This is a genomic window from Burkholderia torrens, assembly GCF_984668525.1.
In genome coordinates, this window is sequence record NZ_OZ480213.1 from 75533 (window position 1) to 98270 (window position 22738).

At 71.3% G+C, this 22738-nt stretch carries 2 protein-coding genes (1 of these 2 only partly in view); both read left to right on the plus strand.

The features are described 5' to 3' along the window. The first annotated feature begins 111 nt into the window (after positions 1 to 111). Positions 112 to 12627, plus strand: a complete 12516-nt coding sequence (locus tag AC5LXX_RS30930; RefSeq protein ID WP_493413934.1) for an amino acid adenylation domain-containing protein — start codon at positions 112 to 114, stop codon at positions 12625 to 12627. Continuing rightward, positions 12624 to 22738: the 5' end (the start) of an SDR family NAD(P)-dependent oxidoreductase gene (locus AC5LXX_RS30935; RefSeq protein WP_493413935.1), read on the plus strand. The gene runs 10690 nt beyond the window's last position; only the first 10115 of its 20805 coding nucleotides appear in the window; its start codon is at positions 12624 to 12626; the stop codon falls past the right edge of the window. The genes AC5LXX_RS30930 and AC5LXX_RS30935 overlap by 4 nt, the downstream gene beginning before the upstream one ends.

The following is a 22738-nucleotide window of genomic DNA, read 5'->3' on the forward strand; positions in this document are numbered from 1 at the left end:
GCGCGTGCAAGGGCTCGCTGCGGCCGTCGGCCGCTGACCAGCCTGGTCGGCCCCGACCGGTTCACCGTACACGCCCGCCGCGCGGCGGCACGATTTCACAAGGTTCCAGGAATGAACAATTCGCTCGACGTGTTGGATACGCTGCAGGACATCCTTCGATCGTGCAGCCCCGGGACGCAGTTCGACGTCGACGCGAGCCTCGTTGCCCAAGGGCTCGGCTCGCTCGCGGCCACGCGCTTCGTACTCGAGGTGCAGGCACGTTTCGGTGCGCCGGTGTCGGTCGACGATCTCGGCGCGGGGATGACGCTGGCCGCACTGGCCGATGGGATCGCAAGCGCGCGGCGCGATGACACCGCCTGCGCGTCCGCGTCAACGCCCGACGCCCGTGACAGCGGGGCCGGGATGCCGCTGCTGCCGCTGCAACAGGCGTTTCTCGTGACCGCCGACCCCGACTTCAGCGCGGATCCGGCTGGCTGCCATCTCTATCGCGAGTTCGACGTGGCCGGTATCGATGCAGATGCGCTGGCCAGCGGCTGGACGCGGCTCGTCGCTCTGCAGCCGATGCTGTCGGTGCGGCTGGCGGACGATGGCACGCTGGTGCCGGGCGCTGACGTGCCGCTGGACGTGGACCGTGTTGCGGACGACGCGCATGACGGCGCGCTCGCCGCGCGGCGTGACGCATGGTGGGCGCGGGCCGACCGGATGCCGGCGCGCCCGGTGGCGGTCGCGATCGTCAGCTCGCCGGGACGGGTCTCGCTGCAGATGAGTCTTGACGCGATCGTGCTCGACGGCTTCGGTTTGCAACTGCTGCTGCGGCAATGGCTGAGCCTGGCAACGGGGTGCGTGCTGCAGGCCCCGGCCGTCACTCCCGCCGAGTGCGCACATCTGCTCGGCGGACCATTGCCGCGGGCTTCGCTCGACTACTGGCGAGGGGTGCTCGCCGATGCGCCGCCCGGACCGTTCGTGCGGCAGGTCACGGCGGCGCTGGCTGAACGGCGCGCCGCATCCGGCAGCCCGGCTCCGTTCGCACGTCGAAGTATCGAGGCCGAGCTGTCGCCGGCCATTTGGCAGCGCCTGAAGCGCGAGGCCGAGCGGCTCGGCATTTCGCCGACGTCGCTGGTCTTTGCCGCGTTCGCCGAGGTCGTGCTGGAGATCGATCGCGCCGGGTCCGCCTCGTTCGTGATGACGACGAGCGATCGATCGCGCCTGCCGCTGGCGGCGCAGGACCTGATCGGCCCTTATACGTCGAGCATGATCGTTCCAGTCGCGCGGGATGCGCACGAATCCGTCGACGCGTTTTCCGTGCGGCTGCATCGCGAGGTGTGGGCCCATCTCGCGCACGGCGCGGTCCCGGCCGTGGTCGCGCTACGCGAAAGCCCGGCGTCGGCGCCCGCGCGCGGCCTGCCCGTGGTTTTCACGAGCCTGCTCGGCATCGAGGTGGGCGCGCAGGCCGCGCTGCGCCCGCGCGCCGCCAGTTGCCAGACCTCGGGCGTAGCGCTCGAGCATCAGATGTGGGAAGCGGACGGCGCGCTGCGACTGCATTGGGACGTGGCCGACGCGATGCTTCCGCCGGGGGCGGCCGGCCTGTGTCTCGACCGGCTGCTCGCGCGATTGAGCGCGGTCGGCGCGAGCGCATCGGCGGGCGCCGCACTGAACCGGCTGCAGCAGGCGTATTTCGTCGAGCGCAGTGCCGCGCTTGACGCCGAGCCGTGCTGCGCGGTGTTTTCGTTCGACGCGAGCGGCTTCGATCGCACGCGCGTGGAGGCGGCCTGGCGTGAACTCGTCGCCGCGACGCCCGCGCTGCGCAGCCAGGTCGGAACCGATGGGGGCGTGCGAATCCATGCGGCCAGTGATGTCGTCGCGGGGCTCGGTGTCACCGAGGTTGCCGAGGCGGCGCTGACGCGGCACGGCGAGGCCCTGGAGCGGGCCCTGCTGACGCTTCCGTTCCCGCCCGGTCGTTGGCCGCTGCAGCAGGCCCATCTGTTGGCGACGCCGTCCGGCGGCGCCGTGCTGTACGTCTGTTTCGACCTGCTGATGCTCGATGCCAGCAGCATCCACGGGCTCGTGGCGTCGCTTGCCGACCGGTTGTGCGGCGGCACTGGCGCATTCGTTCGCGCCGCCGCCGCGGAGGTGGCATGGCCGGCCGTCACGATGCGTGACGGATACTGGCCGGCGAGGATGCCCGCGCTCGCGGCGGGACCGGACCGGGTCTCGGGCGCCACCGCGCGGTCGCCCTGGACGCGCCTCGAGGCCGTGCTGGACGGCTACGGCGCATTCCTCGACGCGTGCCGTGAGGCCGGCGTCGATGCGGATGACGTGCTCGTGGCGGCAATGGCCGAGGCGTGGCGGCCCGAGGCGTCGCGGCCGTTTGCGCTGCCGGTGGTGTGCTGCCGGCTGCAGGACGACGGTGTTCGCCCTGGCGAAGCGTCGCAGATGGCATGGCTGAGCTTTTCGGACGGCGCGCAACCCGATGCGATCGACTTGCGCGCGCCGCTGCCGGAACTGGCACGGGCGATCCGGCAACGCCGCGCCGACGATCTCGCCCACGGCGGCATCGAAGGTCTCGGCGCGCTGTCGGTGCGCAATGCGCAGGCGGGCGAGCCGCTTGCACTGCCGGTCGTCTATACGGGCATCGTCGAATGGGGCCGCGTTGACGAACGCGTGGCGAACACGCTGCGCTGGCGTACCGCGACGCCCGGCATTTCGGTCGATGCGGTGGGGCTGTCGGTCAACGATCGCCTGCTGATCGGCTGGGATTGCCGCGAAAGTGATTTCGCGCCCGACGCCGCGCGGCGCGCGTTCGAGCGTTATCGCGCGGCGCTCGCGCATGTGCTCGCCAATCCGCAGGTGCTTGGCGGGGCGACGGCGCTGCCGGCGGCGCCGTTGCAGCCGGTCCACCTCGCATTCGAACGGGCCGCGGCTGCGCGGCCCGATGCGCCCGCCGTGTACTGGCGCGACGGCGAGCCCTGGACGTTCGGGCAGCTCAATCGGCGGGCCAACGCGATCGCGCGCCGTTTGCGCGAACAGGGCGCCGGCCCCGGCACGACGGTCGCCATCTCGATGCCGCGCACGCCGGCGTTGATCGCCGCAACGCTCGGCGTGCTCAAGGCCGGTGCCGCCTATGTGCCGGTCGAGCCTTTGCTGCCGGCCGCGCGCGCGGCACGCATGATCGAGGTGGCCGACTGCCGGCTCGCGCTCGTCCTGTCGACGCGCCCCGCCGAAGCGACGCTGCCGGATCAGGTTTGCTGCGTGGCCGTCGACGCGTTGCCTCATGGCGCCGAAGACGATCGCAATCCCGACGTGATCAACGATGTCGATTCGCTCGCCTATGTGATCTTCACGTCGGGCAGCACGGGCGAGCCCAAGGGCGTGGCGGTCAGCCACCGGCCGCTGCTGAACCTGCTCGATTGGTGCCAGCGCCGGTACCGCTTCGGCAGCGACGACCTCGGTATCTGCGTGACCTCGCTGGGCTTCGATCTTTCGGTGTTCGACATACTGGGCCTGCTCGGCTACGGCGCGGCGCTGTATCTTGCCAGCGAGTCCGAGCAACGTGACCCGGCGCTGCTGGCGGCGATCCTGACCGACTATCCGGTGACGTTCTGGAATTCGGCGCCGACCACGCTCGATCAGGTCAGCCGCCATTTCGACGATCTGCCGGTCGGCGCCGCGCGCGACGCGCTGCGCCTCGTCTTCCTGAGCGGCGACTATACGCCGCTGTCCTTGCCACCCGTGCTGGCCGCCGCGTTTCCGCGCGCGCGCCTCGTTTCGCTTGGCGGCGCAACCGAGGCGACGGTCTGGTCCAACTTCCGCGAGGTCGGCGAGATCGCCCCCGACTGGCGCAGCATTCCGTACGGACGACCGATCGACAACGCGCGCTACTACATCCTCGATGAGGCAGGACAGCCGTGCGGGCACGGCGTCGAGGGCGAGCTCTTCATCGGCGGCGCGGTTTTGAGCCTCGGCTATTACCGCCGGCCGGAACTGACCGCCGAGCGCTTCGTGCGCGATCCGTTCGTGGCTGACCCGACGGCGCGGATGTATCGCACCGGCGATCGCGCGTCGTTCTATCCGGACGGCAGCATGTCGTTCTGCGGCCGCGTGGACCGTCAGGTCAAGGTGCGCGGCGTACGCATCGAGCTCGAGGAGATCGAGCATGCGTTGCGCCAGTATCCGCGCGTGCGGGAGGCGGTCGTGGTGGTGCGGCAGGATCCGTCCGGCGACGCGAAGATCGTCGCCTATGTCGACAGCGAATCGGAACTCGATCCGGGCGCGTTGCGCACGTTCAGCCAATCGGCACTTCCGGCGAGCATGGTGCCGAATTTCGTCCATGTGATGCGCGGCTTTCCCGCGACCGGCAACGGCAAGCTCGATCGCCAGGCGTTGCCGTGGCCGTTGCCGGAGAGCGGAACGCCGGTGTGCGTCGCGGCCGAAGCGGGAAGCGTCGCCGCGGCAAGGGCCGATGCTGGAACCGGCGCCGCCCCCCCGACACATGCGGATCGCATGGACCCCGTGGCCGCGAAGCCCACCGTCGCGGTCTGCGCGCCGTCGAGCGAGGCCGCCGCGGCGCCCGACCTCGATGCCCTGACCGGCAAACTGGGCCAGTTGTTCGCGCGCTTTCTCGGACGCGAACCGGACCCGGCTCGCGAACTGTGGGAACAGGGCGCGACCTCGTTCACGATGGTCCAGGTCAGCGGCGCATTGCGCGCCGACTACGGCGTGCGCCTGCAGGTCGAATGGCTGACGCGCGACCCGAGCGTGGCCGGCATCGCCCGGATGCTCCAGTCGCATCTGGCCGGCGCGGCGCCCTCGGCTCACGCATCGCCCCGCCCGGTGGTCGCGGCGCGGCACCCTGAGCCGGCCCGGCCGGCGGACCACGAGCGCGTGGACGTGCTCGATCCCGTCGCGAAGCAGGCGTTCCTCGATGCCGGTCTCAATCGCCGTGCGGATCTCGACGGACAGGCACGTACATCGTTGCCGCCGGTCGATCTGCCGCAGTCGTGGTTCGCCTGGCGAGGCGCGCAGCGCGATCTCGCCGACGGCGCCGTATCGAAAGCGCAATTGAGCCGGCTGCTCGGCTTGCTGGCGCGCCGACGCTCCGGCACGCGTGACGCGCGGCTCTATCCGTCTGCGGGCGACACCTACGGCGTGCAGATCTATGTTTGGCTCGACGTCGGGCGGGTGGACGGCTTCGATGCCGGCTACTACTGGTTCGACAGCGCGGCCGCGGCGCTCGTGCGAATCGGCCGGACCACGACGTTCGCGCGCGAAGCGCAGTTCATCTATAACCGGCCGCTGCGCGACCGGGCCGCGATGGCGTTGTTCCTCGTCGGCGAGCCGCGCGCGATCGCGCCGCTCTATGGTCCGGACGCCGAGCGCTTTCTGCTGCTCGAAGCCGGATACATCGGCCAGTTGCTGATGCTGGGCCAACATGAGAGCGGCCTCGGACTGTGCCCGATCGGCAGCTTCGACACGGCGGACGTGCAGGCGAACCTGCAACTGCACGCCGGTCAGACCGTGCTTCACAGCTTCCTGCTGGGGCCGGTCGCCTACGCGCCGGCACCGGGGGTTCCGGCGCCGCTGCGGATGACGGATGATGCCGCGGGCCAGCCGCGCGCGCCGGTGTCGATCGTCGGTCACGCATTGCGCTATCCGGGCGCGGCGACGCCCGACGCATTCTGGGCGCTGCTCAGCAATGGCGAGCGCGCGCTGCGCGAGGCACCGCGCCGTCACGGCATCGGCGCGCATCACCGGCTGGCTGGCGGCTTTTTCGACCGGATCGACGGCTTCGACGCGCTTGCATTCTCGATCGCGCCGAATGATGCCGCGCAGCTCGACCCGCAAACGCGGCTGCTGCTGGAAGTCGTGCGCGAGTGTCTCGAGCGGGCCGGGCACGACGCGCGTTCGCTGCAACAGGCGGGCGAGCGGACCGGCGTGTTCGTCGGTCATTTGTGGCAGGACTACCGGCAATACGGTGTGGGCGCCGCGGGCCGCGTCGCCGCGATGACGGCCAGCGGTTCGGAAATCGCTCACCGGATCTCGGCCGTGTTCGGCTTCACCGGCCCCAGCCTCGCGATCGACACCGCGTGCTCGTCGGGTCTCAGCGCGCTGCATCTCGCCTGTACCGCGCTGGCGAACGGGGACTGCGACAGCGCCGTCGTCTGCGCGGTCAACCTGGTCGCGCATCCGTCGCACATCGACGCGCTGAGCGCGCTCGGCTTCGTCGCGGCGCGCGTGACTGCCGGTGCGTTCGACGGCGACACCACCGGCTGGGTCATCGGCGAAGGGGCGGGCGCGTTGCTGCTGCGCCGCGCCGACGCCGCCGATGCGCACGCGGACCGGGTCCTCGCGCAGATCCTCGGCACTCATCTCGAACAATCCGGCGCGCGCGCCGCCTACGGCAGCCCCAGTGAAGCGGCCATCGAGGCGGGACTACGCGCGGTCCTGCGTCGCGCGAACCTCGACAGCGGCGAGATCGACTACGTCGAATGCGCGATCGCCGGTGGCCCGGTATCCGATGCGGCGGAGTGGCAGGCACTCGCGCGCGTGTTTGAGGACGGCGTGCTGGCCGGGACGGTCAAGCCGAACATCGGCCATCTCGAGGCGGCGTCCGGCCTGTCGCAGATGTCGAAGGTACTGCTCCAGCTCGAATCCGGGATGCTCGCGCCAACCCTCGTCGCGCCGTCGAGCTCGCCGCTCGTCGAGATCGACGCGGGGCCGGTGCGCATGGTTCGCGGCCTCACTGCGTTGCCTGCGCGGCGGGGAGGCTCGCATCTGCTGATCAACGCGATCGGGAGCACCGGCGCCAGCGCGCAGGTGATTCTGGCCGCGCCCCCGGCCCGCTCGCACGTCATGGCACAGGGGCCGTGCGTGATGCTGCTGTCGGCACCGTCGGTCGCGCGGCTCGAGGCGCTGGCCGATGCCTGGCTCGCTGCGCTCGAAACTGCCCGCGACCTCGATTCGTGGGAGGGCGTGTGCGGCACTTCGCAACTCGCCCGGGCCCATGGCGAATATCGGCTGGCGATCGAAGCGGCCGATCGCGACGAGGCCATCGAACTGCTGCGCGCGTACCTGCGCAGCAGCAGCGATCCGCGTGTCCATGTCGGGTGCGCGGCGGCCGACACATTCGGCGTCGCGACGCAGGCCGCCGGGTTTCGCGGCGCGTTGCAGGACTGGCTCGCCGGCCACACGATCGAATGGCGCACATTCTGGAGCGTCGTACCGCCGCGGGTGCCGTTGCCGACGTCGCCGTTTGCGCGCGACGCGTATTGGCTTGATGCGCCCGCGCCCGCACCGGCGACCGCGGCCGCGCCTGCCGACGCGCCGGGGCCGGACTGGCGCGCGCGCTTGCGTGCCGCGTTCGCCCGCGCGAGCGGGATCGCGGAGCCGTCCTTGAACGACCACGTCGAACTCGAACGTTACGGTCTGAATTCGCGCATTGCGACCGACGTGGTCGCGGAGCTATCACGGCATGCGCCGGCTGCGTCGCTGCCGGCCACCTTGCTGTATGAGTGCCGCGACCTGGCGGCAGTCGCGGCGCGCCTCGCCGAATTCGGTGCGCCGCCCCCCGGTGCCGTCGCCGCCCCCGTCGTCGCCCAGGCGGCGCAATTCGGCACGGCCCACGCGGATCGCGCGGTCGCGGTGATCGGCCTCGCCGGCCGATACCCGGGCGCGGACGACGTCGACACGCTGTGGCAGCGGCTCGTCGCCGGCGCCGACCTGGTCGGCGGCTTGCCGCCGCAACGGGCCCGCGATGTTCCCGGTCACGCGCTGCTGATGCAGGGCGCGTTCCTGGACGACGTGGCCGGCTTCGATCCGTTCGTGTTCGGCATCGCCCCCCTCGACGCGCACCGGATGGATCCGCAGGAGCGCGTGCTGCTCGAAACCGTCTGGCGCGCATTGGAGGACGCATGTTTTCCGCCGGCCCGGCTGCGCGCCGAATTCGACGGCGAGGTCGGCGTATTCATCGGCGCGATGCACAACGACTATCCGCTGCTTGGTATCGAGGCGGGCACGCCCGAGCACCTCGTTGATGCGGGCGCCACGCCGGCCGGCATGGCCAATCGCATTTCCTACCATCTCGATCTGCGCGGCCCGAGTCTGACCGTCGACACGATGTGCTCGTCGTCGCTGACGGCGATGCAGCTCGCGATTGAAGCACTGCGCGCAGGCCGCATCCGGCTCGCAATCGTCGGGAGCGCGAGTCTCGCGCTGCATCCGAACAAGTTCGTGCAACAGGCGCGCATGGGGATGACCGCGAGCGATCGGCGCTGCCGCAGCTTCGGGCTGGGCGGCGACGGCTTCATCCCCGGCGAGGGCGCCGGCGTCGTGATCCTGCGCTTGCGCGACGATGCGCAGCGGGCGGGCGATCGCATGCACGGTGTGGTGCTCGGGTGCGCAGTCAACCACGGTGGCAAGGTCAACGGCTACACGGTGCCGAATCCGCAGGCGCAGGCGGCGCTCGTGCGCGCGTCGCTCGACGACGCCGGCGTTGCGGGCGACAGCGTGTCCTATATCGAGGCCCATGGCACCGGCACGGCGCTCGGCGATCCGATTGAAACGCGCGCGCTCGACGCGGCGTTCTCGCTTGCGCAGGCACCCGCGCCGCTCGCGATCGGTTCCATCAAGTCGAACCTCGGGCATCTCGAGGCCGCCGCCGGGATCGCCGGGCTGACCAAGGTATTGCTGCAGATGCGTCACAAGACGCTGGCGCCGTCGCTGCATGCGGCAGCCGGGAATCCCGACATCGACTGGCGGCGCTTCGTCGTTCCGCAGGCGCCGCAGCCGTGGCTGCCGCGCATCGACGGTGGTCGGCCGGTGTGGCGTGCCGGCGTCAGCGCATTCGGCGCCGGCGGCAGCAATGCACATGTCGTACTGGAGGCTGCGCCGGACCTGGCGCAGGCAGCCGCCGACGCGGCGGGGCCTCGGCTGCTCGTGCTGTCGGCCGCCACGAACGACGCGCTGCGGCTGATGGCGGGCCGCTTGGCGGCGTTCCTCGCACGCCGTGACCAGGAAACGCCGTCGCTGGCGCAGGTTGCCGCCACGCTGCAATTGGGCCGTGAGCCCTTGCGTGAGCGCTGGGCCGCGCCGTGCGACAGCATCGACGCGGCGATCGTGCTGCTGCGGGCGTTCGCCGATGGCGAGGCCGTAGGCGTGCGCGGCCGCGCCGTGCCACAGGCCGCATCGTGCGATGCCGGCCTGCCGCTCGACGCGCTCGCGCGCGCGTGGGTATCCGGCCAGCACGTCGACTGGCCACGGGCCGCGGCGTGGACCACGCTTCCCGGCTATCCGTTTACGCGGATGCGTTGCTGGATCGACGCGGTCGACGATGGCGTGGCGCCGCCGGCGCCACCCGTTCCGCTCGCGGAGCGCGTGTGGCGACCCGCCGGTGATCCGCCTGCAGCGGCCGGCGGGCACGACGACGGCCCGGTGCTCTGCATCGCCGGCCAGACGACGCGCGCGTTGGCGGACGCACTGGCGGTCCGGCTCGCGCCGCGCCGCATGCACGTTCGGCAGGGGGCCGATGCCGGCATGCGCGAGCGGCCCACGACCGTGTTGATCCTGACCGACCTCGAAGCCGGCGGCGGCGCCTGGCAGCCCGCGTTCGAGATCTGCGCGGCGCTCGCGCGTGGGTCGGCCGTCGCCCCGCTGCGGATCGTGCAGGTGGTCAGCGGGCTGCATGGTCCGTCGGCCGAACCGGGCAGCGGCTCCGGCGCGGAGCTGGCGGGCCTGCTCGATGCGCTCGCCGCGGAACACCGCGGGACCACATGCTCGGTCGTCGACGTGGGACCGATCGCGCTCGAGGATCGTGCGGCATGCGAAGCGTTGTCGGCCATGCTGGCCGGCGAGGTCGCGCGCCCGACGGCGGGCGATCTCTGTCTCTCGCCGCTCGGCCGTCTCGTGCCGGCTTGGCAGCCCGTCGAACGTGCGCCCTCGTCGTGGCGGCCGCGCGCCGATTGCGCTTACGCAGTCACAGGCGGCACGCGCGGCATCGGCGCGAGGCTCGCGCTCGAACTGGTGCGATGCGGCGCGCGTCGCATCGCGTTGCTGGGCCGAACCCGCACGGCCGAGACCGACGCCCTCGTCGGCGCGCTCGAACGGCAAGGTGCTCGCGTCGTCGTCCATTACGCGTGCGTCGAGGACGAGGTGGCGATCGGGCACTGGCTGACGGCGATCGATCGCGAATTGGGCCGGCTCGGCGGCGTGTTTCATTGCGCCGGCGTGAGCGCGCGCGGCCATGGCGCGCTCGTCGACCGGCCCGCCGACGCGATCGCGGACGTGATGGCGCCGAAGGCCGGAGGCGTGGCCGCGCTGCTGCGCGGCGTCGCGACGGCGCAGCCCGATTTCATCGTGCTGTTCTCGTCGATTTCGGCCGTGGTCGACGCGGTCGGCGCCGGCGTGGGCGACTACTCGGCCGCCAATCGCGCGATGGACCGGCTGGCCGAACAATGGCAGCGGCGCGGGTTTCCGCAATTGAAGTCGATCGCGTGGCCGGCCTGGCGGGATTCGCGGGTCGATGCGTCCGCGATGGCGGCGATGCAGCGTCAGGGGCTGCCGCTGCTGTCGGATGCCGAGGCATTCGACGTCTTGTGGCGGGCTGTCGCGCTGTCGGGATCGGCCCGGTACTGTCCGGTCGATGCCGCGCTGCTCGCGTCCGGCCCCGTGGCGGAGGCGCCTGCCACGGCGGAGACATCCGTTCCGGTTGCGCCCGACGCCGCATCGCCGGTGCACGAATCCGGCGCGCTGGCTCCGGACTGGTTGCGGGAAGTGCTTGCGAAACGCACCGGCCTGCCGATCGAGCGAATTCCGGCATCGGCGAGCTTTGCCGAACTCGGTGTCGAATCGATCATGCTGGGCAGGCTCGTCGAGGATATCGAGGCATGCATCGGTGAGCCGCTTGCACCGGGCCTGCTGCTGGAGCATCCGACGGTCGATGCGTTGAGCGCGTATTTGTCGTCGATGGGGATCGCCGCGCCGCACGAAGCGCACGGCGACACCGGCGACCGATCTCCGTCCGCTCACGCGGCGCCCGCCGCGACGAGTCCGTCGGCGGTGGTCGGGGCGCCGCGAAGCACGCGCGACGAATCTGCGCCGATGCCTGATACCGCGCCGATGTCCGCGTTGGACCCAACGGCGTCCGTCACGCCGGCCCGGGATGCGGTGGCCGTCGTCGGGCTGGCGGTGCGCTTGCCCGGCGCGCCCGATGTCGAGGCGTTCTGGCGCCTGCTCGCCGACGGTCGTTGCGCCGTCACCGAGGTGCCGGCGGGACGCTGGGATACCGCGTCGCTGTTCGATCCGGCTGGCGCGCCCGGCTCCAGCGTGTCGCGCTGGGGCGGCTTCGTCGACGATATCGAAACGTTCGACCCGGACTACTTTGGTCTCGGCGAGGAGGAGGCGCTGGCGCTGGACCCGGCGATTCGCCTGTTCATGGAAGTGGCGCTGAACTGCCTCGCCGATTCGGGTCGGGAGCCGGCCGACGTGCGGCGCAGCAATACGGGCGTGTTTGTCGGCGCGCGGATGGGCCGGTACGGGCAGCGCGTCGAGCACGCGGGGCTCGATTCCGGGCTCGGCGGCGACCAGAACTTCATCGCAGCCCACCTCGCGCATTTCCTCGACCTGCGCGGCGCCAACATGGTCATCGATTCGGCGTGCTCGTCATCGTTGAGCGCGCTGCATCAGGCCTGCCAGGCCATCCTGTCGGGCGACGCGGAGCTGGCCTTTGCCGGCGGCGTCGACGTCCTGCTCGACGAAGAGGTTTACGTGCAGTTCACACGCGCCGGCGCGCTGTCGCCGACGGGACGCTGCCGGACCTTCGATCGCTACGCCGATGGCTTCGTGCCGGGCGAGGGCTGCGCCGTGTTTCTGCTCAAGAAGCTCTCTCGCGCGCTGGCCGACGGCGACCGGATCCGCGCGGTCATCGAGGCGAGCGCGATCAACAACGACGGCCGGACGATGGGGTTGACCACACCCAATCCCGACGCCCAGAAGGACGTGATTCGCGCGGCGCTGGCCCGGGCCGCGCGACGTCCGGACGAGATCGGCATGGTCGAGACGCACGGCACCGCGACGAAGATCGGCGATCCGATCGAGTTGAAAGCGCTGAACGACGCCTATCGGCACGACACGACCCAGCGCGGCTACTGCGCGGTCGCGAGCGTGAAAAGCAATCTCGGCCATCTGTTGAGCGCGGCTGGCGCCGCCGGTCTCGCGAAGACGGTGCTGGCGGTCGAGCAGGGGCGGGTTCCGCCGACGCTGTTCTGCGACACGCCCAACCCGCGTTTCGACCTGGCGCATTCGCCGTTCTTCATTCCGCGCGAGTGTGCCGCGTGGCCATTGCCGGGGCCACGCGTGGCCGGTGTCAGCGCGTTTGGTCTCGGCGGCAGCAATGCGCACGTGATCGTCGGCGAGGCGCCCGTGCACGCGCCCGTGCGGGTCCCGCTCGCGCCGCCGGTGCTGCGCCGCCGGCGCCTGTGGCTCGAACGCGATGGGCGGCGCTCGAGCGCACGGCCGCCCGCCCCGTCGCCGGCACCCGAAGCCGCGCGCGCGGCTGCTCCTTCATCGTTGCTGAGCCTCCAGTTCGGAGATGCGCTCGGTGACGTCGCCTCTTACCCTGAATTGACGACATCGTGAACAACCCACCTATTCTTTGTACGCTGCGGCTCGCGCATACCGATCTCGTAATGCAGAACCACCGGGTCCACGACGTGTCCGTGATGCCCGGCGTGGTGTTTCTCGACCTGACTTCGCGGGTGCTCGAGGCCCGCGGACATGCGTGGACGGGATACGCGCTGGAGCGGGTCCTGTTCAGCGAACCCGTCGTCACGTCGGCAGATGGCGATCGCGAACTGCGCGTGCGAATCTGGCTCCCGGAAGGCGATGCAGGCTCGGTGCTGGTGGACAGCCGGGTCTGGGGCGACGACGGCGCATTCGTCGAGAACATGCGCGCTGTGCTCGTCGTGGATCGCGACCCGCCGGCGCCCGCGCTCGATGTTGCCGCGCTGAAGGCGCGCATGACGGATGCGCTCGACATGAGCGAGATGTACCGTCGCGCCCGGCTCGAACGGATCGACCATCGCGCGCCGATGCGCTGCACCGGCCGTCTATGGAAAGGCGGCGGCGCGCTACTGGGCGAGCTGCGGCTCGAAGTGCCGCCGGAACCGGGATTCCATATGCATCCGGCCGCACTCGACGCCGCGACGATCGCCGCTTACGCGCAAACCGAGGCTGCGTTCGATGCGCCGTTCATTCCGGTCTCGATCGACCGCGTGCGGCTCGTCGCGCCGCTGTCGGAGCAGTTCTTCCTGCATGCGCCGGGTACGGAAGTCCTGGCCGCGACGGGCGACGTGATCAGCAACGACTACGACCTGTACGACTGCGATGGACGGCATTGCGCGAGCTTTCGTCGACTCGCCTGCAAGCGGATCCGTCAGCCCGAGCTGATCACCCGGCTGCTGCTGCCGCGCGCACGGCCGACGGGTGACGCGCGTTCGGCCGACGCGCCGGCCGCCACGGTCGAGCTGGCCCAGGCCGGCTCCTATGCGGCGCTGCTGCGCATCTGGATCGGCGAGATGCTGTCGATCGAAGCGGCCTCGATTGCCACGCACCTCGGCTTCTACGAACTCGGGCTGGGTTCGCGCGATCTGCTCGCGTTGGCGGCGCGGCTCGAACAGGTCGTCGGCAACGAGATCTATCCGACGCTGCTGTTCGAGCATCGCGATATCGCGGCCCTCGATGCGCACCTGTTGGCCACATTCGGACCGCTGACCGACCACGCGCGCGTCGAGCCCGTGACGGCGGCGCCCGCCGCCGCACCGGTCGTGGCGCAAACCGGGTTCGCGGCGCCCGCCTGGATACCCGATCGGCGGCGCCCGGCCCCGACCGGTGCCGCGCGAATCGCCGTCCACGGGCTGCGTGCGCGCGCATTCGACAGCTTGAGCGCGGCCGCGCGCGAACGGCGCGGCGTCGAACTCATCGCGCTCGACGATCCGGTGTCCCTGGCCGCGCGCGGCGATGGCGCGCCCGATGCGCTCGTCTGGTTCGGTGACCATGACGCCGCGCCCGATGTGCAACTGGCCGAGCTCTCGCGCTGGACGGCGGCCTGTCATCGCGGGGCGCGACCGATCGCGCTGCTGGTCGTCGAGCGCGGCGAGACCGCGTCCGCGACGCTGCACGGGTTCGCCGCGTTTCTGCGCGGCGTGCGCGTCGAGAGCCCGCGCATCGCAGCGCGTGCGCTGCTCGTTCCCGAGCGCGGCTGGCAGGATGCGGTGCTCGACGAGCTCGCGCGGGCGGGCGACACGTTTCCCGCGACCGCCGGCCTCGTCTCGGCGCTGCCGGATGGCACCTCGCGCGTACGCGCGCTGGTGCCGCGCACCCTGGCCGCCGGCGACGCCAGCGCGCGCACGCCGGTGCTGCCCGACGCAGCCGTGTGCGTGGTCGCCGGCGGGACGGGCGGCATCGGCGTGCAGCTCGCGCACTGGCTGGCGACGCACGTGCGGGCCCGCGTGGTCGTGCTCGGCCGCTCGGCGCCCGATGCCGCGCTGCTGGCCGAATGGAGGCGCACGCCCGCGCCGGCCAGCATCGCGCATGAGCGCTGCGACGTGACCGACCGGGCGGGGCTCGATGCGGTGCTCGACCGGATCAGGCAGCGTTTCGGCGGGATCGACGCAGTGTTCCATGTGGCGGGCGTGCAGTCGGACGCACTGCACTTCACGGTATCGCCTGCTGCTTGCCGCGCGGTGACCGCATCGAAAGTGGCGGGCTTCCAGGCACTCGACGAAGCGACGGCACGGGACCGGCTGACGCTGTTCTGCGCGTTTTCGTCGCTGGCCGCATGGCGCCCCAACCCGGGACAGGGCGCCTATGCGTTCGCGAACGCGATGCTCGAGGCGCTTGCCGAGCGGCGACGCCTCGATCCGACGCGCAGCGGCAAGACCGTGGCCATTGCATGGCCGTTGTGGACCGAAGGCGGCATGCGCCTGGCCGGCGCGGAGCTCGACGAGGCGATGGCGCGCACGGGCCTGCGTCCGCTGCCGAGCGCCGACGCGTTCACATGCCTGCAAGCCACGCTTCGTTCGCGGCCGGAGGACACGACGCTCGCGGTGCTGCACGGCGATGCGCCGCGTTATCGCGACTGGTTGTCACGCGAACGCGGCGGCGACGGCGATGCCGTGCCTCTTGAGGCCGAGCCGGCGTGGGCGTTCGGCACGGCGCCGCACGAGCGCGCGGACGATATCGCGATCGTCGGTCTGGCCGGCCGCTATCCCGGCGCAGACGATATCGACGCATTCTGGATGCGTCTGCGCGACGGGTACGACGCGATTACCGAAGTGCCGCGCGAACGCTGGAATCATGCCGCGCTGTTCGATCCGCAGCGCGGCGTCGAGGGGCGCACGTACGGACGGTGGGGCGGCTTTCTCGGTGATATCGAAGGGTTCGATGCCGCGCACTTCCAGATGTCGCGGCGCGAAGCCGAACGCGCCGATCCGCAGGAGCGCCTGTTCCTGGAGACCTGCTGGACGCTGCTCGAAGCAGCCGGCCATCCTGCGGGCGCGCTGGCAGACCGGAATGTCGGCGTGTTCGCGGGCGTGATGTGGAATCACTACCAGCTATGTGGCGATCCGGATGAGGTCGCGCCGGCCGCCATGCACGCGTCGGTGGCCAACCGCGTGTCGTATGCGCTGGACCTGCGCGGTCCGTCGATGGCGGTCGATACCGCGTGCTCGTCGTCGCTGACCGCGATCGGCCTCGCGATCGATGCGCTGCGCGGCGGCGCCTGCACGATGGCGATCGCCGGGGGTGTCAATCTCGCCGTGCATCCGCAGAAATACCTGCAGCTCGCGCAGGGCCAGTTTCTGTCTGACGACGGCCGGTGCCGCAGCTTCGGCTCGGGCGGCAGCGGCTACGTGCCCGGCGAGGGTGTCGGCGCGGTCCTGCTGCGCCCGCTCCGCGATGCGCTTCGCGATGGCGATCACGTGTGGGGGGTGATCCGCGGGCATGCGCTCAATCACGCGGGCCGCACCGGCGGCTTCACCGTGCCGAGTCCGGCCGGGCAGGCCGAGGTCATGTCCCGCGCGCTGCGCGACGCCGGCATCGACGGCGCCAGTGTCTCCTATGTCGAGGCGCATGGCACCGGGACCGCGCTTGGCGATCCGATCGAAGTCGAGAGCATCGGCCGCGTGCTGGGTCGCGACGGCGGCGCGACGCTGCCGATCGGGTCCGTCAAGTCGAACGTCGGGCACCTCGAAAGCGCGGCGGGCATCGCGGCGGTGACCAAGGTGCTGCTGATGGCACGCGCACGACAACTCGCGCCGTCGCTGCACTCGCGCGAGTTGAACGGCGCGCTGAGGATGGCGCCGTTCGGCCTGCACGTACAGCAAACGCTCGCACCGTGGCAGCCGATCGGCGGTGCGCCGCGGCGGGCCGCCGTGTCCGCGTTCGGCGCCGGCGGCGCCAATGCCCATCTCATCATCGACGAACCTCCGGTTCACCCGGCGGCTGCGGATTCGCACGACCTCGGCGCGCAGTGGCTCGTTCTGTCGGCCCGCGACGCGGCGGGGCTGAGCGACTACGCGGACCGGATGGCGCAGGCGCTCGACGCGGTGCCGGACCACGTCGGGCCCGACGCGCTGGCGATCGCGGCCGAGCTCGTCAGCGTCGGCGTCACGGATCTCGGGCCCGACGAGACGCCGCGCAGCCTGGGTATCGAGGGCGCCGATCTCCAGGCCCTGTCGCGGCGGCTCGGCCGCGATGTCGATCCCGACGAGGCGCTCTCGGGTGCCGGTGCGGGCGGCGATCATCCGCTACGCCTCGCCGACGTCGCCTACACGCTGCAGGCGCATCGCAGCCACCTGACCCACCGGCTCGCCTGCCGCGCAGCCGATCTTCGCGACGCGGTCGCGCTGCTGCGGGCCTACGTGCGTGGCGAAGTCGTGACGGGCGTGCTGACGGGGACGGCCGACGCGGGTGCGCCCGCCACGCCCGCCGCCGTGGATGCCGGTCCCATCGAGCGATGGGTGGCCGGGCACGACGTCGATTTCGCCGCGCCGTGGGCCAGTCTGCGCGCGCGCCGCGTGGCGCTCCCGGTGCCCCGCCTGTTTCACCCGCAGGGCTTCTGGATCGGCCGCTGGCAGCGCGAGGGGACTGCCCAGGCGCCGGCGCGGGCCGCGTCGCCCGCCGCCCGACACTCCGAATCAACAGGACATTCCAACATGAGCGATGTGGCAGGCAACGACCCGGTCACCCTGAAGGTGCTCGCCAATGGCGTGGCGCTCGTCAGGATGCAGGCGGTCGCGGATAACAACATGTTCACCGAGGCGCTGCTCGACGGCCTCGCGGCGGCATTCGGCTCGATCGAGTCCGACCCGGCCGTGCGTGCCGTGGTGCTGACGGGGACCGACAAGGTGTTCAGCATGGGCGGCACGCCGTCAGCGCTCGAACGCCTCGCGCGCAAGGAGGGCAGCTTCACGGACGTGCCGTTCCTCTACGAGGGGCTCGCGCGCTGCCGGGTGCCCGTGGTCGCCGCGCTGCGCGGTCACGCGGCCGGTGGCGGGCTGACGTTCGGGCTACACGCCGATCACGTGGTGCTCGACCGCGACGGCACCTATAGCGCCAATTTCGTCAAATTCGGCTTCACGCCGGGCCTCGGCGCGACCTATGCGCTTGAACGCCGCTTCGGCGCCGCGCTGGCCGCCGAGATGTGCATGACGGCCGCCACCTATGCCGGGCGCGACCTCGAGGCCATGGGCGTCGCCCTGCGATTCGCCGACGGACCGCAGGTGCTGCAGAGCGCGTTGCGGATTGCCGATGCGATCGCCGAGCAGTCTGCTCCCGTCGTCAACGCGCTGAAGCGTGAATTGGCCGAGCGGGCCGGCGCCGATCTCGCGAAGGTGATCGCGCGCGAGGCCGCGATGCATGACGCGGTGCTGCATGCCGATCTCGTGTCCGGGATTCGCGCGCGAACCGGACACGCCGAGCCCGACGCCGCCCGGACCGACGGGCCCGCGCATGCCGACCGGCCGGCGCCGGCCGCGCCACGTGTCGCGGCCGCCGATCCCGTGAAGCCGCGCATCCGGAACGAGATCGAGACGACCCTCTGCCGGAATCTGTTCGTGCATCGGAACGAACTCGACGCGCGTCGAACCTTTGCCGAGATGGGGCTCGATTCGCTCGGCGCCGTCGAAATCGTGCGTGACCTGAACCACGCGTTCGGCCTGAATCTCGATTCGGTGCTGGTCTACGATCATCCGACGATCGATGCGCTGGTCGACCATGTTGCTGCCGCGCAGGCCGCGAGCGATGGCCTGATCGCCATCGCGCTCGATGCGCCGGCGCAGCCGGCAGCCGCAACGCGCGAGGCGGTCGACCCGGCGCGCGAGGCCGTTGCCATGCCGCTGTCGCAGGCCAGCGCGGTCGCCGATGCGAGCCGCGCGAGCGTCGAGGTGCGGCCGGCGGCCAAGGTCACGCCGCCCGCGTTGTCGTCCCCGCCACCGCTGCGCCTGAAGCTCGCGCCGACGGTGGATGCGTCGTCGCCCGACCCGCAGGCGATCGACGCCACGCGCGACGCGGGCGAACCCGAGGCGACCGGGTCCGACATCACGCCGGGCGCGGCCGGAGCCGACGCGGCCGAGACCGGCGCCCTGCCGGCCACCGCGTCGGAAGACGACATCGCGATCATCGGTCTGTCCGCGCGTTACCCGGGGGCGACGTCCGCCGACGCGTTGTGGCGCAATCTTCTCGACGGCACCTTCAGCGTCGCGGAAGTCTCGCCCGAGCGCTGGGACACCGCACGCTTCTACGATCCCGATCCGAGCGCGCCAGGCAAGACGAGCAGCAAGGTGGCCGGCCTCGTCACCGATATCGATCGGTTCGACGCGACGTTCTTCGGCATTTCGCCGCGCGAGGCCGAACTGATGGACCCGCAACAACGCGTGTTTCTCGAACAGGCGTGGCGTGCGCTCGAGGACGCGGGCCACGCGGTGGGACCCGAGCGGCGCATCAATTGCGGCGTGTTCGTCGGCACGGCCGCGGGCGATTACATGCAGTTGCTGCAAGCGGCGGGCGCGAGCGACTCGGGGCAGGTGTTTCTCGGCAACGCCGCGTCGATTCTCGCCGGGCGGATCGCCTACTTCCTGAACCTGGAAGGGCCGACGGTCGCGGTCGATACGGCCTGTTCGTCGTCGCTCGTCGCGCTCCATCTCGCATGCCAGTCGATTCGCGGCGGCGATTGTGAAATGGCGGTGGCCGGCGGCATCGCGCTGATGGTCACGCCGCAGATGCACATCTGGAACAGCAAGTCCGGCATGCTCTCGCAGCTCGGGCGGTGCGCGTCGTTCGACGCGTCGGCGGACGGCTTCGTGCTCGGCGAGGGTGCCGGGCTGGTGGTGGTCAAGCGGCTGTCGGCCGCGCTCGCCGATCGCGATCGCATTTACGCGGTGATCCGGGCGAGCGGGATCAATGGCGACGGCAAGACGAACGGCATCACCGCGCCGTCGGCCGACGCGCAGCTCGCGCTGCAACGTCGCGTGCACGCGGCAGCCGGCGTGTCGCCCGACGATATCGCCTATATCGAGACGCACGGCGCCGGCACGCAGCTCGGCGACCCGATCGAACTGAAGGCGCTCGCGGGGCTGATGCGGGGCCGCAGCACGACGCTCCCGCCGTGCGGCGTCGGGTCGATCAAGTCAAACGTCGGCCATACGACGCTCGCGTCGGGCATCGCCGGGCTCATCAAGGTCACGCTCGCGCTTCAGCATCGCGAGATCCCGCCGAGCCTGCATTTCGACACGATGAATCCGAACATCGAGCTGGGCGGCGTGCCGCTGGAGGTGGTGACGACGCGCCGCGCGTGGCCCGTGGGGCCGAGCGGACGCCGCATGGGTGCGGTCAACAGCTTCGGCATGTCGGGTACCAACGCGCACTTCGTGCTGCAGGAGGCGCCGCCCGAAGCAGCGCGGCCGGACACGGGCGATCTCGTCGACGAGGGCCATCTGTTGCTGGTCTCGGCGCGCACCTCGCCGGCATTGCGTGCGCTGGTCGAGGGCCTCGTCACGGACCTCGAGCGCGGGGCCGCGCTGAGCGATGTCGCTTATACGCTCGGCGTCGGGCGCGCAGTCTTCCGCAAGCGTTGCGCGATCGTCGCCGGCGACGCCGTGCAGGCGATCGCGCTGCTGCGCGGCGCGCTGGCCGAGGGAACGCTGGAGGGCGTTCACTCCGCGCATGGCGCATCGGCGGATGCGAGCGCCGGGTTCGACCGGGCGCTCGACGGCACGGCGCTGACCACGCTCGGCGAGCGCTTCTGCAGCGGGCAGGCGGGCCTCGACCTGACCGGCTTCTTCGAGCGCCGTCGCGGGCGTCGTATCGCGCTGAGCGGCTACCCGCTGAGCAACCAGCGCTTCTGGGTGCCCGATGCGCCCGGCACGGCGCCGTCCGTCGCCGCGCCGGGCGCCACCGGGCCCATCCGCGCGCTTCTGGAGAACACCGCCAGGGAGGCGATCGATCCCGACACGGACTGGGTTCGCGATCATTGCGTTCAAGGGCAGCACTGGGTGCCGGGCGCGGCGATCCTCTACTACAGCGCGCGCACCCAGCGCTTCCGTCCCGTCGAATTGTCCGATGTCGAATGGCTGATGCCCGCCCGCGTGGCCGGCCGCGTCACGCTCGAAATACAAGGCAGCGTGGATGACGAGGGGCGCTACGACATCGAGATGCGCATCGCCGGCCAGCCGTCGTTTGCGCGCGCCCGCTGCGTGCCGCAGGGGGCCGGCCGGCCGCGTCCGCGCATGGCGCTGGACACGCTCGTCGCCGGCTACCCGCACGCGATCGAGCACGGTGTGCTCTATGACCGGTTCGCGCGGGCCGGCATTGCCTACGGGCCCGGCTATCGGCTGATCACGCGCGTCGCACATGACGCGCAGGGTGCTGTCGCGTGGCTGCGCGCCGATTCCGGGCGAGGGATGATCCAGACCCTCGACGCGATCCTCCAGGTCGTCGCGGTCCTCGAAGAGGGCACGGCGCTCAAGCTGCCGCGGCGGATCGACACCGTGCGCCTCAATCAGTCGCTCGACGCCGTCGTGACGGTCGTCGCGCAGCGTATCGGGGACGGCTGCTATGACGTGACCGCGTGCGACCGGGACGGCAATGCGGTGCTCGAAGTGTCGGGTTTCCGGCTCGTGACCTCGCCGGGCGGCGGCAGCCGCCTCTATGAGCCGCGTTGGCGCGAGATGTCGTCCGCGCCTGCGCAGCCGTCCGGCGATCGGACTTATCTGTCGCTGCGTCCCGATGCGCATCTCGCGTTGCCCCACACCGTGACTGGCGAGCTCGTGGTCGACGCGCGTGCGCTTGGCGAAGCGGAGCCCGCACGGACGCTCGAAGCGGCGCGCGCGCTGTTCGCCCGGCTCTGCGCCTCGCAACCCGACGCGCTGCGGGTAACCGTGCTGACGGCCGGCGCGGTCGCGGTCGATGCCGCGGCGCCGGTCCGTCCGGTGCAGGCGGCGCTGGCCGCCATCGCCCGCTCGGCGGCGGCCGAGCGCCCCGGCCTGAGGCTCCAGGTGATCGATCTCGCGCATGACAGTGCAGCGTCGCGCGAGGATCTGCCCGCGCGGCCCGACGGTTTGTCGGGCCTGGCGGCGCTGCGCGGCGGCCGCTGGTACGGCCGCGTGATGCGGCCCGTCGCGCATGTGACGCCGCGCCGGCTGCTCGGGGACGGCGAGACCTGCGTGATCGTCGGCGGGGCCGGCGGGATCGGCTTCGCACTCAGCAAGGAGCTCGCGCGCACGCATGGCGCCGCGCTCGGCTGGATCGGCCGCCGGCCGCTCGACGAATCGATCCGCGCGCGGATGCGCGAGATCGAGCAATTGGGCGGCCGCGTGATCTACGTATCGGCCAGCCTTGGCGACGAGGCGGCGCTGGCCGACGCGGTGCGCGTGATCCGCGGCCGGTTCGGGCCGATCAGCGCGGCGATCCACAGTGCGATCGTGCTCGACGACGCGACGCTCGACACGATGCGCCCGGAGCAGTTGGCCGGCGTGCTGGAGCCGAAGGTCGCGGGATGCGTGAATCTCCATCGCAGCCTCGAAGGCGAGCCGCTCGACAAGCTCGTGCTGTTCTCGTCGGTATCGTCGCTGCTCGATTCGCCCGGACAGGGCAACTACGCGGCCGCGAGCGCCTATCTCGACGCATGGGGAGGCGAGTTGCGTCGCCGCTGCGGCGTACCGGTCTTCGTCGTCAACTGGGGTTACTGGGGCAGCGTCGGGATCGTCTCGGGGCCGCGCTATCAACGCGAAATGACTGCCCGCGGCGTCGGCTCGATCGAGCCCGCCGACGGCTTCGCCTGCCTGCGGATGCAGCTCGGCGCCGGTCTGCCGCAGGCCATGGTGATGAATGCCGATCCAGGCCGTTTCGCGTCGTTTGGCTTGACGCTTGAAAACGCGGCGGCTCCGTCCGTCGCGACCGTGGTTCATTCGATACAGGGGAATTCGATGTACACAGATGGAGGCAAGCCGTCGTCGGGCGGGGCGCTGCCGCATGGTGCGCCCGATATGGCGCGGCCTGCGGTCGAGCGCTATCTGGCGGGCGTGTTCGCGCGCGTGCTGAAGTGCGATGCCGATACGCTCGACGTGAACGAGACCTTCGACACATTCGGTGTCGATTCGCTGCTCGGCACGGATCTGCTGCGCGCGCTGCGACAGGATCTCGGCGAGTTGCCGTCGACGCTGTTCTACCAGAAGCTGACCATCGCCGAAGT

Bases quoted from the DNA above. Each gene is read 5' to 3' on its own strand.
- AC5LXX_RS30930 (WP_493413934.1), top strand. From the start codon at position 112: ATGAACAATTCGCTCGACGTGTTGGATACGCTGCAGGACATCCTTCGA.